The 13,765-nt window shown below is 68.9% G+C and carries 11 protein-coding genes; 4 read left to right on the top strand and 7 right to left on the bottom strand.

Going from position 1 to position 13,765, the window contains the following annotated elements; genetic code table 11:
- Positions 1-19 precede the first annotated feature (19 nt).
- Complete coding sequence (locus tag ACGF8B_RS07190; RefSeq protein ID WP_392735569.1) at positions 20-1,630, bottom strand: ABC-F family ATP-binding cassette domain-containing protein; 1,611 nt, start codon at positions 1,628-1,630, stop codon at positions 20-22.
- 99 nt (positions 1,631-1,729) lie between these two features.
- Here ACGF8B_RS07190 and ACGF8B_RS07185 point away from each other — a divergent pair, with 99 nt between their 5' ends.
- On the top strand, positions 1,730-2,389 hold the full coding sequence (locus tag ACGF8B_RS07185) for a TetR/AcrR family transcriptional regulator (protein WP_392735567.1): 660 nt from the start codon (positions 1,730-1,732) through the stop codon (positions 2,387-2,389).
- 183 nt (positions 2,390-2,572) lie between these two features.
- On the opposite strand, the gene ACGF8B_RS07180 is transcribed toward ACGF8B_RS07185, so the two are convergent.
- A complete protein-coding gene (locus tag ACGF8B_RS07180; protein ID WP_392735565.1) occupies positions 2,573-3,178 on the bottom strand; it encodes a YdbC family protein in 606 nt (201 codons plus the stop codon).
- 99 nt (positions 3,179-3,277) lie between these two features.
- Between ACGF8B_RS07180 and ACGF8B_RS07175 the strand changes: the two genes are divergently transcribed.
- Complete coding sequence (locus tag ACGF8B_RS07175; protein ID WP_392735563.1) at positions 3,278-4,234, top strand: DUF1152 domain-containing protein; 957 nt, start codon at positions 3,278-3,280, stop codon at positions 4,232-4,234.
- 184 nt (positions 4,235-4,418) lie between these two features.
- Complete coding sequence (locus ACGF8B_RS07170; RefSeq protein WP_392735561.1) at positions 4,419-4,955, top strand: TerD family protein; 537 nt, start codon at positions 4,419-4,421, stop codon at positions 4,953-4,955.
- Positions 4,956-5,147: 192 nt separating this feature from the next.
- On the opposite strand, the gene ACGF8B_RS07165 is transcribed toward ACGF8B_RS07170, so the two are convergent.
- The 5 genes from ACGF8B_RS07165 to nrdR all read right to left on the bottom strand — a co-directional run bounded on the left by ACGF8B_RS07165 (position 5,148) and on the right by nrdR (position 12,372).
- A complete protein-coding gene (locus tag ACGF8B_RS07165) occupies positions 5,148-7,544 on the bottom strand; it encodes an ATP-binding cassette domain-containing protein (protein ID WP_392735559.1) in 2,397 nt (798 codons plus the stop codon).
- A 216-nt stretch (positions 7,545-7,760) separates the two neighbouring features.
- Positions 7,761-8,171 carry a VOC family protein gene (locus tag ACGF8B_RS07160; RefSeq protein ID WP_392735557.1) on the bottom strand — a complete coding sequence of 137 codons (411 nt, stop codon included), beginning with the start codon at positions 8,169-8,171 and terminating at the stop codon, positions 7,761-7,763.
- A 10-nt stretch (positions 8,172-8,181) separates the two neighbouring features.
- Positions 8,182-8,625, bottom strand: coding sequence for a helix-turn-helix transcriptional regulator (locus ACGF8B_RS07155; RefSeq protein WP_392735555.1), 444 nt, complete (start codon positions 8,623-8,625; stop codon positions 8,182-8,184).
- Between the two features lie 179 nt (positions 8,626-8,804).
- Positions 8,805-11,699, bottom strand: coding sequence for a vitamin B12-dependent ribonucleotide reductase (locus ACGF8B_RS07150; protein WP_392735553.1), 2,895 nt, complete (start codon positions 11,697-11,699; stop codon positions 8,805-8,807).
- 160 nt (positions 11,700-11,859) lie between these two features.
- The gene (gene nrdR / locus ACGF8B_RS07145; protein ID WP_392735551.1) at positions 11,860-12,372 is read right to left on the bottom strand and encodes a transcriptional regulator NrdR; all 513 of its coding nucleotides are present in this window, start codon (positions 12,370-12,372) and stop codon (positions 11,860-11,862) included.
- Between the two features lie 520 nt (positions 12,373-12,892).
- On the opposite strand from nrdR, the gene lexA reads away from it, so the two are divergent.
- Entirely contained in the window at positions 12,893-13,687 is a 795-nt protein-coding gene (gene lexA / locus ACGF8B_RS07140) for a transcriptional repressor LexA (protein WP_383768179.1), read from the top strand.
- The last annotated feature ends 78 nt before the right edge of the window (positions 13,688-13,765 follow it).

Below are 13,765 nucleotides of genomic sequence, written 5' to 3'. Positions count from 1 at the left end.
ACCCTAGATCGGCTGCGGCTCATTCGAGCAGTTGTCCGGCCTCCAGACGACGTATGTCGCCGGTGAAACGGCGACGCAGCAGCCGGTCGTGCGAGACCACCACCAGCGCACCCCGCCAGTGGGCCAGCGCCTCCTCCAGCTCCTGTACGAGTCCGAGTGCCAGGTGATTCGCCGGCTCGTCGAGCAGCAGCAGGTCCGCGGGCCTGGCGAGGAGACGAGCGAGGGCGAGCCGTCTGCGCTGCCCCGCCGAAAGGGATCCGACCGGTACCCGGAGGTCCCGGGAGCGGAACAGTCCGTACGAGAGCAGCAGTTCCTCCTGCTCGTCCTCGGTGAGCGGCAGCCCTCGCCCGAATGCCGTGAGCACGCACTCCGCCGGACGGTGCACCGGCACCTCCTGGGCGAGGTAGCCGATTCCGCCGCGCCGCACGACGCGCCCCGCGTCCGGTTCGAGCACACCTGCCATGACCCGGAGCAGGGTGGACTTCCCCGCCCCGTTGCCGCCATGGATGAGCAGTCTGTCGGCCGCCGCCACAGTGAGCCGGTCGACGGAGAGCCGGTCACCGACGCGTATGCCGGTCAGGGACACCAGCTCCCCCACGGCCTCGCCGGACCTGGGCAGGGCGGCGAAGCGCAGCGGGTCCGGTGGTCTGGGGACGGGCTCCGCCCGCAGCCGCTCCAGCCGCTTGCGCGCGTTGCGGACCCGGCCGGACACGGATGCCTGGACCCGGCCCGCAGCCCGGTCGTACGCCATTTTGTTGTTGTCCTTGATGGCACGGCCGGCGGCGACGCCGTGGGCGGTGGTCGCGGTGTACTCCTCCAGCTGCGCGGTCTCCTCGCACCACTCGGCGTAGGACTGCTCCCAGCGCTGCCGTGCGGCGCTCTGCTCGGCCCGGAATCCCGCGTAGCCGCCCCCGTAGCGCACGACCGTGCGCCGGTCGGCGTCGACCTCCAGCACCGCGGTGGCGACACGCTCCAGGAAGATCCGGTCGTGGGACACGGCGATCACGGTGCCGGGGTGGGACCGGAGGGCGCTCTCCAGCCAGTCGAGCGCGGTTTCGTCCAGGTGATTGGTGGGTTCGTCGAGCAGCATCACCTCGGGAGACGCGGCGATCAGGCAGGCGAGGCCCAGTCTGGCCTGCTCGCCGCCGGAGAGACTGCCGAGCTTCCTGGCCCGGCCTGTACGGGCGAGGCCGAGACCGTGCATCGCCTTGTCGACGCGGGCGTCCGCCTCGTATCCGCCGCGCAGCTCGAATTCCGTGAGCAGCTCTCCGTACGCGGCGAGTGCGGCTTCGCCGGCCGTGCCGAGGTCCGCCTCGGTCCCCCGCAACTTCCTCTCCATCGCGCGCAGTTCCGCCAGCGCGTCGTCGATCGTGTCCTGAACCGTGCTTTCCGGCGGCAGCCGTGGGGTCTGGGTCAGCAGGCCGGTACCGCGGTCGGCAGCCGTGAACACGCTGCCGGAGTCGGGCTGTTCGAGCCCCGCGAGCAGCCGGAGCAGGGTCGTCTTCCCCGCACCGTTCTCCCCCACGATGCCGATCCGCTCCCCCGGGCGCACGGTGAGCGAGACATCGTCGAGCAACAGCCGGTCGCCACGGGACACGGTCACGCCGCGCAGAGTGATCTGTGTGGGCAAGGGCCTCTCCGAGTCAGGTCGAGCGAAAGCAACTTAACGCACTCGTTGTCGCATTAAGGCGAGTATGGAGTATGCTCACTAACGCAACAGGAGTAGCAATTGACTGGGCAGAGAGTCGCACCGGAGACCGACCCGCCGGCGTCCCCGCTCACCCCCGGCACTCGCCGTCCGGGCGGCAGGACCGCACGTACCCGTGCGGCGGTCCGTGACGCCGTCCTCACCGGCCTGTCGGAGCACGGCTACCCCGGTCTCACCATCGAGTACGTCGCAGAGCATTCCGGCGTCCACAAGACCACCCTCTACCGCCGCTGGGGCAACCTGGAAGGGCTCCTCGCGGATGCCCTGGACCTGGCCGGAGAGGACAGCTGGACACCACCCGACACCGGAAGCCTGCAAGGAGATCTGAGAGCTCTGGCGCACACGACGGCCGCGTCGTTCGAGGATCCCGCCGCAGCGGCCGCACCGACCGCGTTCATCGCCGCAGCCTTCCATTCCGAGCGCGCCGCGGAGGCACTGAACGCCTTCTACGCAGTGCGGTTCGCCCGCTGCGAGGTCATGGTCGCGCGCGCCGTCTCCCGGCACGAACTGGACCGGCGCACGGACGCCGGAGCCCTCATCAGGGCCGTGGTCTCGCCCCTGTTCTTCAGGCTGTTCATCACCCGCGAGCCCATGGAGGAAATACTGGCCGACCGCGCCGCCGACGCGGCACTGGCTGCCGCCCGCGCCGGAGTCTTCGACACCTCGACGGAGCCCGCCTGATCGGCCGCCCGGAGCCACCCCGGCTCGGCATACCCGGCTCGGGGATCCCGGCCAAGGGCTCCAGGTTCAGGGGTTCAGTCCGTCGGCCACCGGCCCCTGACTCAAAGCTCAGGGCTCAGGGCCCCGGGCTCAAGGCTCAGTACTCAGGGCTCAGCCCGGGCCGCACCCGTCCGGCCCGGCCGGTCACACCGTCCACGACGGCTCCAACTGCACGACGTCCCCGGTCAGTTCCGCCACGTCGTGGTCGATCTGCGTACGTTGCGACAATCGCTCGATGCTTCCCGCCCGGTACTTGCCACGCTCGGCGCTCGACTGCCACATCGACAACACCAGGAACTCATGGCCCGGCGATTCCCCGAACACCCCGCGCAGCATGCCGGGCGATCCGGCCATCGCCGGATTCCACACCCGCTCCTGCATCAAAGCGAAGTGCTCCACCCGGTCCTCACGCACCTTGCTGTGCGCCACCCGGACGACGTCCGCATCGGTGAAGCGTGGTTCGAAGCCCGTCTTCACATCGAAGCGGTAGTCGAACAGCTTGACCTGGATGCCGCTGTACGTACCGTACTGCGCGGCTGCCAGTTCGTCGTGGGACCGCGCCATGAACGAGTCGTAGAAGACCCGGTTCTCCCAGAAGGCGAAGATGTGGGCCACGTCCGGATGCTCGCGGCTCCACCCGCCGCCCTGCCCCTTGAACCCGGGCGTATCCGGCAGCTCCGCCCATTTCCGCTGCCCCCGTTCAAAACCTCGACGGTCCACCACGGTGCAACGAATCCACTTGACCAGCACCGCGCCATCGTACGGTGCCGGACACGGCGCGGGTCACGCTCCGGCGGAGTCCGGTGAAGTGCGCCCGGAGCGAACGCCGTTGACCGCAGAATGATCCTCATGGCCTCGCTGCACATCAACCCCCTGTTCGCCCGGCTCGAATCCGCGGAACGTGTCCTCGTCACGGGGGCCGGCGGCGGGTTCGACATCTACGCCGGACTCCCCATCGCGCTCTCCCTCTTCCACCAGGGAAAGCACGTACAGCTGGCCAATCTGTCGTTCAGCGCCCTCGAAGGACTGCCGCTCGATTCCTGGCTCGCCCCGGACGTCGCCGTCATCACCCCGGAAACAGCTCTCCACCAGGCATACTTCCCGGAGCGGACGCTCGCCCAGTGGCTCGGGCTGCACGGCTACCCGAACACGGTTCACGCCTTCTCCCGGGTCGGCGTACAGCCGCTGCGCGCGGCCTACCGGGCGTTGATCGAGAAGTACGACATCGACGCGGTCGTCCTGGTCGACGGCGGCACGGACATCCTGATGCGCGGGGACGAATCCGGCCTCGGCACCCCGGAGGAGGATCTGGCCAGTGTGGCCGCGCTCGCCGCGATCGACGTTCCGGAACGACTCGTCGTGTCCATCGGCTTCGGCATCGACGCGTACCACGGGGTGAGCCACGGTCTCGTACTGGAGAACATCGCCGCGCTCGAACGCGACGGTTCCTTCCTCGGCGCGTTCTCCGTGTCCCGTACGACACGTGAGGGCGCGCTCTTCGTCGATGCCGTGGCACACGCCCAGCACCACACGGCCGACCACCCCAGCATCGTGAACGGATCGATAGCGGCCGCCGTCCAAGGCGCCTTCGGTGACGCCCAGTTCACGTCGCGCACCCGTGGCAGCGAGCTTTTCATCAACCCCTTGATGACCCTCTGCTTCGCGTTCGAGCTGGACGGAGTGGCCCGCAACTGCCGCTATCTCGACCGGATCGAGCACACCCACCTGATCCGTCAGGTCAGCAGCGCCATCGAGGGCTTCCGGGACGAGGTCCGGCAGCGGCCGCCGCGCCGCATCCCGCACTGAACCCGGCCCGAACGCCCAACGACCGACCGGAGAACCGGGAGACCGGCGGACCGGGCGCCCGGCTCATCCATGGCCCGAATCCATCGGCGAAATCCAAGCCGGTTGGATCCACGCTCGGTTACGGACATGATCGGGTGATGCCAACGGCCCGACGGCCCAGCGGAAAGCCAGGGAGGCAAGTCCGATGAGCACGCCCAACAAAGACATCGAGAAGGTCGAAGTCAGACTCAAATGGGATCCCAGCCCTCATGGTGCCCCGCCCCATGACCTCGACATAATCGCGGCGACCTACCTGGCCGAAGCGCCGTACGGCAGCCCTGCGTACCTCGTGCACTTCGACAGCCGCTCGCCGGACGGCACCATCACGCTCGACCGCGACAGCAGGACCGGTCAGGGCTTCGGCTTCGACGAGGTGATGACACTGGAACTGAGCCGGCTGTCGACCGCGTACTCACGGGTCGTCGTCGGGGTCGCCATCCAGCAGCGCGACGGTCACAAGACCTTCGCCGGGATAGAGAGCACCGCGGTTCAGGTCCGGGAGGGCTATACGAACCTTTCGGAGGACGACTTCTCCGCGGTCGGCGGGGCCACCGCGGCGACCGTGGCCGAGTTCGTCCGGGCCACCTCCGGGGTCTGGGAGTTCCACGGCACGGTCCGGGGCTTCGACGGCGACCCCGATTCGTTCGCCGCGAAGATGGGAAGCCGTATGCCCGGCATGTGACACGTCACCGTGCCCGGTCCCGCCCAAATACCGCGCGGGAGCACGGCCACTTCGGGCCTCGTGCGGGCATGTCACATGTCCGCACGAGGCCCCGGTACGAACCGACGTGGGCCGCGAGGCACCGGCAGTGAGGCCGCGCCACGAAGCCGCGCCGCGAGACTCCTGCCGCAAAGCACCGCCGCACGGTCCCGGTCAGGAGCCCACGTACGCCGCGAGGTGCTCGCCGGTGAGGGTGGAGCGGGCGGCCACGAGGTCGGCGGGGGTGCCCTCGAAGACGACCCGGCCGCCGTCGTGACCGGCACCGGGGCCCAGGTCGATGATCCAGTCGGCGTGCGCCATGACCGCCTGGTGGTGCTCGACGACGATGACCGACTTGCCGGAGTCGACGAGCCGGTCGAGCAGTCCGAGCAGTTGCTCGACGTCGGCGAGGTGAAGCCCGGTGGTCGGCTCGTCCAGGACGTACACACCTCCCTTGTCGGCCATGTGGGTCGCCAGCTTCAGCCGCTGGCGCTCACCGCCGGACAGTGTGGTGAGCGGCTGACCGAGGCCGAGGTAGCCGAGGCCGACGTCGGCGAGCCGCTCCAGGATCCGGTGCGCGGCCGGTGTGCGCGCCTCGCCGGCGCCGAAGAACTCCTCGGCCTCGGCCACCGACATCGCCAGCACCTCGCTGATGTCGCGGCCCCCGAAGCGGTGGTCGAGCACCGAGGACTGGAACCGCCTGCCCTCGCACTCCTCGCAGGTGGTGGCGACACCCGCCATCATCGCCAGATCGGTGTAGATGACGCCCGCGCCGTTGCAGGTCGGGCAGGCCCCCTCGGAGTTGGGGCTGAACAGAGCCGGCTTCACTCCGTTGGCCTTCGCGAACGCCTTGCGGATCGGGTCGAGCAGTCCGGTGTACGTCGCCGGGTTGCTCCGCCGCGAACCGCGGATGGCTCCCTGGTCGACCGAGATCACCTCCGCGCCCGCCGGGATCGAGCCGTGCACCAGCGAGCTCTTGCCGGAGCCCGCGACTCCGGTGACGACGGTCAGCACTCCCAGCGGGATGTCGACGTCGACGCCCTGAAGGTTGTGTGCGCTCGCCCCTCGGATCTCCAGCGCCCCCGCGGGCTCGCGCACCGTCTCCTTGACGGCCGCCCGGTCGTCGAGGTGGCGGCCGGTGATGGTGTCGCCGGCGCGCAGCCCCTCCACCGTGCCCTCGAAACAGACGGTGCCGCCCGCCGTGCCCGCGCCGGGACCGAGGTCGACGACGTGGTCGGCGATCGCGATCGTCTGCGGCTTGTGCTCCACGACCAGCACCGTGTTGCCCTTGTCCCGCAACCGCAGCAGCAGGTCGTTCATCCGCTGGATGTCATGGGGGTGCAGGCCGATGGTGGGCTCGTCGAAGACATAGGTGACATCGGTGAGCGAGGAGCCGAGGTGGCGGATCATCTTGACGCGCTGCGCCTCGCCGCCCGACAGCGTGCCCGACGGACGGTCGAGCGAGAGGTAGCCGAGTCCGATCTCGACGAACGAGTCGAGGGTCCGCCGCAGCGCGGCGAGCAGCGGGGCCACGGAGGGGTCGTCGAGCCCGCGTACCCACTCGGCCAGGTCGCTGATCTGCATCGCGCAGGCGTCCGCGATGTTCAGCTTCGCGATCTTCGACGACCGGGCCTCCGCGCTGAGCCGGCTGCCGTCGCAATCGGGGCAGGTGGTGAAGGTGACCGCCCGCTCCACGAACTCCCGGATGTGCGGCTGCAACGCCTCCTTGTCCTTGGAGAGGAACGACTTCTGGATCTTGGGGATCAGTCCTTCGTACGTGAGGTTGACGCCCTCGACCTTCACCTTGGTCGGCTCCCGGTAGAGGAAGTCCTGCATCTCCTTCTTGGTGAACCTGCGGATCGGCTTGTCCGGGTCGAGAAGCCCGGACTCGGCGTAGACCCGCACGGTCCAGAAGCTGTCCGACTTCCAGCCGGGAATGGTGAACGCGCCCTCGGAGAGCGACTTGGAGTCGTCGTAGAGCTGGGTGAGGTCGATGTCCGAGACCGTTCCCCGGCCCTCGCAGCGCGTGCACATGCCGCCGGTGCGGGTGAAGGTCCGCTTGACGGTCCTGGTCCGGTCGGCACCCCGGTCGACCTTGAACGCGCCGCTCGCCTGGACCGAGGCGACGTTGAAGGAGAACGCCTGGGGCGAGCCGATGTGCGGCTTGCCCAGCCGGCTGAAGAGGATGCGCAGCATCGCGTTGGCATCGGTGGCGGTGCCGACCGTGGAGCGGGGGTCGGCACCGAGGCGCTGCTGATCGACGGTGATCACGGTGGTCAGGCCGTCGAGCACATCGACCTCGGGCCGCGCCAGGGCAGGCATGAAGCCCTGCACGAAGGCGCTGTACGTCTCGTTGATCAGCCGCTGCGACTCCGCGGCGATGGTGCCGAACACCAGTGAGCTCTTGCCCGAACCGGAGACTCCGGTGAACACCGTCAGCCGGCGCTTCGGGATCTCGATGCTCACGTCCCTGAGGTTGTTCACGCGCGCGCCGTGCACGCGGATCAGGTCGTGGCTGTCGGCGGCGTGCGGCGCAGGCGACTGCGGGTCCGTCCTCTTGGCCATGCTCATCTTCTCTCCATCCGTCGGGCGGAGCCGCCGTCGCGGTCTCCGTCTGCGTCGCCCGGCTCGTTGTCAGCGGTTTCGTCAGCGGTGTCGTCACCGGATGCAACCGGATCCCACCGGCCTCGTCACCGGCTTCGCGCGGCGTGAGAACGGGGCGCCGGACTGGCCGGCGCCCCGTCGTGCGGCGGCCCGCGTGGGTCCTGGCCGCGGTCGCCGAACGGTTCAGCGCACCTCGTTGATGCGGATGAGGTTGCCCGCGGGATCACGGAAGGCGCAGTCGCGGACCCCGTACGGCTGCTCGGTCGGCTCCTGGACGACCTCGGCGCCGCCGGCCTGCAGCCGGTCGAAGGTGCCGTCGAGGTCGGAGGTGGCCAGGGTGATGACCGCGTAGGTGCCCTTGGCCATCATCTCGGCGATGGTACGCCGCTCCTCCTCGGTGACACCGGGGTCGGCGGCGGGCGGCTGCAGGACGATCGACGTGCCGGGCCGGCCGGCGGGGCCGACCGTGATCCAGCGCATCCCGCCGAAGCCGACGTCGTTGCGGAGCTCGAAGCCCAGGACGTCGCGGTAGAAGGCCAGCGAGGCGTCCGGGTCGTCGTGCGGAAGGAAGCTCGTGTGAATCGTGAGGTCCATGGACGTCACGCTAATCGTGGCCCGGAGGTGGTGCTTCTCGATTCCTGATCGGTCTGGTCACCTGCTTCGCGACGCAGGACGGCAGGCCCGCGGTGGCCCGCTCGGCCTCGCGGCGGTAGGCGCTGGGCGGCATGCCGACCAGCTCTGTGAAGCGTGTGCTGAAGGTGCCCAGCGAGGAGCAGCCGACCGTGAAACAGACCTCGGTGACGCTGAGATCACCGCGCCGCAGCAGCGCCATCGCCCGCTCGATGCGCCGTGTCATCAGGTAGCCGTACGGAGACTCGCCGTACGCCTGCCGGAACGCGCGGCTCAGGTGTCCTGCCGACATGTGCACGCCACGGGCGAGCGCCTCGACGTCCAGCGGCTGGTCGAACTCCCGGTCCATCCGGTCACGGACCCGGCGCAACCGCGCAAGATCGCGCAGGCGCTGCGCCTCATCGGGTCTGCTGGTCATCTGCGAGATCGTGCCACACCGCGGGAGCCGGCGCACACGAACCGGGCGGCACCCCGCGCGGTGCCGCCCGGAGCACGCCGGAAGGGCGCCGACCGGAAGTCGACGCCCTCCCCGGGCTGTGGTTCAGCCGCCCGGACACATCATGCGCAACGTTGCGCCCGGCGTGATCGCGTGGGCGGTCAGCTGCAACCGCTGGTCGAGCCGCAGCCCTCGCAGATGTAGCAGGAACCGGCGCGCTGCATCTTCGTGCCGCAGGAGAAGCAGAGCGGCGCGTCCGCGCTGATGCCCAGCTGCATCTCGACGAGCTCCGCCGAGGTGTGCGCGGTCTTCGGGGCGGGCTTCTCCGCCTCCTGCACCGCGGCCACCGCCTTCAGCGGCTCCGTCCGCACCGGGGCGGACTGGGCCAGGGTCTCGACGTCCAGTTCCTCGTCCTCCAGGGAGGGCTCGTACGAACCGGTGTCGAGGTGGCGCTGACGCTCCTCGGCCGAGTGGATACCGAGCGCCGAGCGGGTCTCGAAGGGCAGGAAGTCCAGCGCGAGGCGGCGGAAGATGTAGTCGACGATCGACTGTGCCATCCGCACGTCCGGGTCGTCCGTCATGCCGGCCGGCTCGAAGCGCATGTTGGTGAACTTCGAGACGTACGTCTCCAGCGGAACGCCGTACTGCAGACCGACCGAGACGGCGATGGAGAAGGCGTCCATCATGCCCGCGAGGGTGGAGCCCTGCTTGGACATCTTCAGGAAGACCTCGCCGAGACCGTCGTCCGGGTAGGAGTTGGCGGTCATGTAGCCCTCGGCGCCGCCCACCGTGAAGGAGGTGGTGATGCCGGGACGGCCCTTGGGCAGACGCTTGCGGACCGGGCGGTACTCGACGACCTTCTCGACCGCGGTACGGATGGTCTCCTCGGCCTTGGCGGTGACCGCTTCCTTCTCCTTCTCCTTGGTCTTCGCGGAGAGGGGCTGGCCGACCTTGCAGTTGTCGCGGTAGATCGCGAGCGCCTTGACGCCCATCTTCCACGCCTCGAAGTAGACCTCTTCGACGTCCTCGACGGTGGCCGTCTCCGGCAGGTTCACCGTCTTGGAGAGCGCGCCCGAAATCCAGGGCTGGATCGCGGCCATCATGCGCACGTGGCCCATCGCGGAGATGGAACGCTCGCCCATCGCGCAGTCGAAGACCTCGTAGTGCTCGGTCTTCAGGCCGGGGGCGTCGATCACATTGCCGTGCTCGGCGATGTGGGCGACGATCGCCTCGATCTGCTCCTCGTGGTAGCCCAGGCGGCGCAGGGCCTGCGGGACGGTGCCGTTGACGATCTGCATCGAGCCGCCGCCGACCAGCTTCTTGAACTTGACCAGGGCGAGGTCGGGTTCGAGGCCGGTGGTGTCGCAGGACATCGCGAGACCGATGGTGCCGGTGGGCGCGATGACCGATGCCTGCGCGTTGCGGAAACCGTTCTTCGCGCCGAGCCGGATCACGTCCTGCCAGGCCTCCGTCGCGGCGGCCCAGATCGGGTTGTCCAGGTCGTCCACGTGAACGGCCGCGGCGTTGGCGTCGGCGTGCTGCTTCATGACGCGCTGGTGCGGCTCGGCGTTGCGGGCGTAGCCGTCGTACGCGCCGACGACCGCGGCGAGCTCGGCGGAGCGCTTGTACGAGGTGCCGGTCATCAGCGAGGTGATGGCACCGGCGAGAGCGCGGCCGCCGTCGCTGTCGTAGGCGTGGCCGGTCGCCATCAGCAGGGCGCCGAGGTTGGCGTAGCCGATGCCGAGCTGGCGGAAGGCGCGGGTGTTCTCGCCGATCTTCTGGGTCGGGAAGTCCGCGAAGCAGATGGAGATGTCCATCGCGGTGATGACCAGCTCGACGACCTTGGCGAAGCGCTCGGACTCGAAGGACTGGTTGCCCTTGCCGTCGTCCTTGAGGAACTTCATCAGGTTCAGCGAGGCGAGGTTGCACGAGGTGTTGTCCAGGTGCATGTACTCGCTGCACGGGTTCGAGCCGTTGATCCGGCCGGACTCCGGGCAGGTGTGCCAGGCGTTGATGGTGTCGTCGTACTGGATGCCCGGGTCCGCGCAGGCCCAGGCCGCCTCGGCCATCTTGCGGAAGAGGGACTTCGCCTCGACCTCTTCGATGACGTCGCCGGTCATCCGGGCGCGCAGCCCGAACTTTCCGCCGGACTCGACGGCCTTCATGAACTCGTCGTTCACGCGGACCGAGTTGTTGGCGTTCTGGTACTGGACGGACGTGATGTCGTCGCCGCCCAGGTCCATGTCGAAGCCCGCGTCGCGCAGGGCGCGGATCTTCTCCTCCTCCTTCACCTTGGTCTCGATGAAGTTCTCGATGTCGGGGTGGTCGACGTCGAGGATGACCATCTTGGCCGCGCGGCGGGTGGCGCCACCGGACTTGATCGTTCCGGCGGAGGCGTCGGCACCGCGCATGAAGGAGACCGGGCCGGAGGCGTTGCCGCCGGAGGAGAGCAGCTCCTTGGAGGAGCGGATACGCGAGAGGTTCAGGCCGGCGCCGGAGCCGCCCTTGAAGATCATGCCCTCTTCCTTGTACCAGTCGAGGATCGACTCCATGGAGTCGTCGACGGCCAGGATGAAGCAGGCGGAGACCTGCTGCGGCTGGGGCGTGCCGACGTTGAACCAGACCGGCGAGTTGAAGCTGAAGATCTGGTGCAGGAGGGCGTACGCCAGCTCGTGCTCGAAGATCTCGGCGTCCGCGGGAGAGGCGAAGTAGCCGTGGTCCTCACCGGCCTTGCGGTACGTCTTCACGATCCGGTCGATCAGCTGTCGCAGACCGGTCTCGCGCTGCGGGGTGCCGACGGCCCCGCGGAAGTACTTGCTGGTGACGATGTTGACCGCGTTCACCGACCAGAAGTCGGGGAACTCGACGCCACGCTGCTCGAAGTTGATCGAACCGTCGCGCCAGTTGGTCATGACGACGTCACGGCGCTCCCACGCCACCTCGTCGTACGGATGTACGCCGGGAGTGGTGTGGATGCGGTCGATGCGCAGACCCTTGCTCGACTTGGCTCCCTTGGCTCGGGAACCTCGTGCCGGGCCGCTCGCCGTCTCTGTCATGCCGCCTCCCATATGTGGGCAAAAACACCCTGAAGTGCCCAGAACTTCCCGGGGCACAGTCTGTCTCTGATGCCTCGGACGCCACGCAGAGCGCCCGGAGCAGGTCTATGAAGCCGCCCAGCCGCCGATCCACGGAACCGTGTCGGTCGGCCGGTGCCGATCAGTCGGCGGCGACGGCGGGAACGGGGACCTCAAGGATCTCTCCGCTCCCGCGTTCTTCCACGCGAGGCCGCCGCTCACGGAGTTCCGTGATGGCCGCCTCGAAGTCTTCGAGTGTGTCGAACGCCCGGTACACGGACGCGAAGCGCAGGTACGCGACGAGGTCGAGTTCCTGCAGGGGGCCGAGGATCGCCAGGCCCACGTCATGAGTGGTCAGCTCGGCACTGCCGGTGGCACGCACCGCCTCCTCGACCCGCTGGCCGAGCTTGGCGAGGGCGTCCTCGGTGACCGGCCGGCCCTGACACGCCTTGCGCACGCCGGAGATGACCTTGGTGCGGCTGAAGGGTTCGGTCACCCCGCTGCGCTTCACCACCATCAGCGAGCAGGTCTCCACCGTCGTGAAACGGCGGGAGCAGTCGGGGCACTGGCGGCGGCGTCGGATCGACGTGCCGTCGTCGGTGGTGCGACTGTCGACGACCCGGCTGTCGGGGTGCCTGCAGAAGGGGCAGTGCATGGCTCCCAACCCTCCTTCACAGCACGACTGAATAGCCTCTTCGGGTCCCGTCGGGGCCCCTCGAAGCTGTCACAAGCATAGGCGATGGCCACACCCCCGGCGGACCGGGGACCACAACTTCTGGGTGGCCGGAGCAATCCAACCACTAGATCTTGGGTTTGGGTGCGCATTCGGCCCTACCGCGTGTCGCGCATCACGAGCGACCGGCAGGCAGCGTACGGCCGTGTACGAGGTTACGGGAACGGTCCTGCCGCCAGGATTACGGGGCCCCGACTGCCGGACTCGAACAACGGCCCGACGGCCACCCCGCATGGCGGCGGCGCACCGACGGCCGCTACCGTAAAAGCCCGAATTGCGGGGCGCCCCCGGCGCGGCCCAAGCCCCTCGGCCATCGCACATACACCCGGCAGAGAACACACGGCAGACTTTTATTCGTTTTTCACTCGAACGTGTGTTTGGCGCAACCTTTCGAAAGCTACTACCGTTGTCCAGCTAGGGAGACCATTCGAGAGGGGCCGACGTGACCACCACCGCTGACAGTGCCACCATCACTGCCCAGGACCGCTCCCAGAGCCGATTCGAGCCGGTGCATGCCATGAATGACTCAGTCACGAACATGGAGGGGCCAGAGCCCGCGCGCCCAGCGCGCTCGTTGCCCGGCCGACCTCCTGGAATCCGGGCGGACAGCTCGGGGCTCACGGACCGGCAGCGGCGAGTGATCGAGGTGATCCGGGATTCCGTGCAGCGGCGTGGATATCCGCCCTCGATGCGGGAGATCGGTCAGGCGGTGGGCCTGTCCAGCACGTCCTCCGTCGCCCATCAGCTGATGGCCCTGGAGCGCAAGGGGTTCCTGCGCCGCGACCCGCACCGTCCGCGGGCGTACGAGGTCCGGGGTTCGGACCAGCCCAGTTCGCAGCCCACCGACACGACCGGCAAGCCCGCCGCGTCGTACGTCCCGCTGGTCGGCCGGATCGCCGCCGGCGGCCCGATCCTCGCCGAGGAGTCTGTCGAGGACGTCTTCCCGCTCCCCCGCCAGCTCGTCGGTGACGGCGAGCTGTTCGTGCTCAAGGTCGTCGGTGACTCGATGATCGAGGCGGCGATCTGCGACGGCGACTGGGTCACTGTCCGCCGCCAGCCCGTCGCGGAGAACGGCGACATCGTGGCGGCCATGCTGGAGGGCGAGGCCACGGTCAAGCGTTTCAAGCGGGAGGACGGCCATGTATGGCTCCTCCCGCACAACTCCGCATACCAGCCGATCCCGGGCGACGAGGCGACGATCCTCGGCAAGGTGGTGGCGGTGCTGCGGCGGGTGTGAAGCTCGCCGGTTCTGACCGGGCCCCGGGATCCACTGCGCCGATCCCGGGGCCCTGCCCATGTCTCCGTGCGCCCGGCA

The sequence above is a fragment of the Streptomyces sp. NPDC047917 genome (genome assembly GCF_043204345.1).
Classification (GTDB): Bacteria; Actinomycetota; Actinomycetes; order Streptomycetales; family Streptomycetaceae; genus Streptomyces; species Streptomyces sanglieri.
The sequence above is the reverse complement of the archived record's forward strand: the minus strand, read 5'-3'. Positions and strand labels throughout refer to the sequence as shown.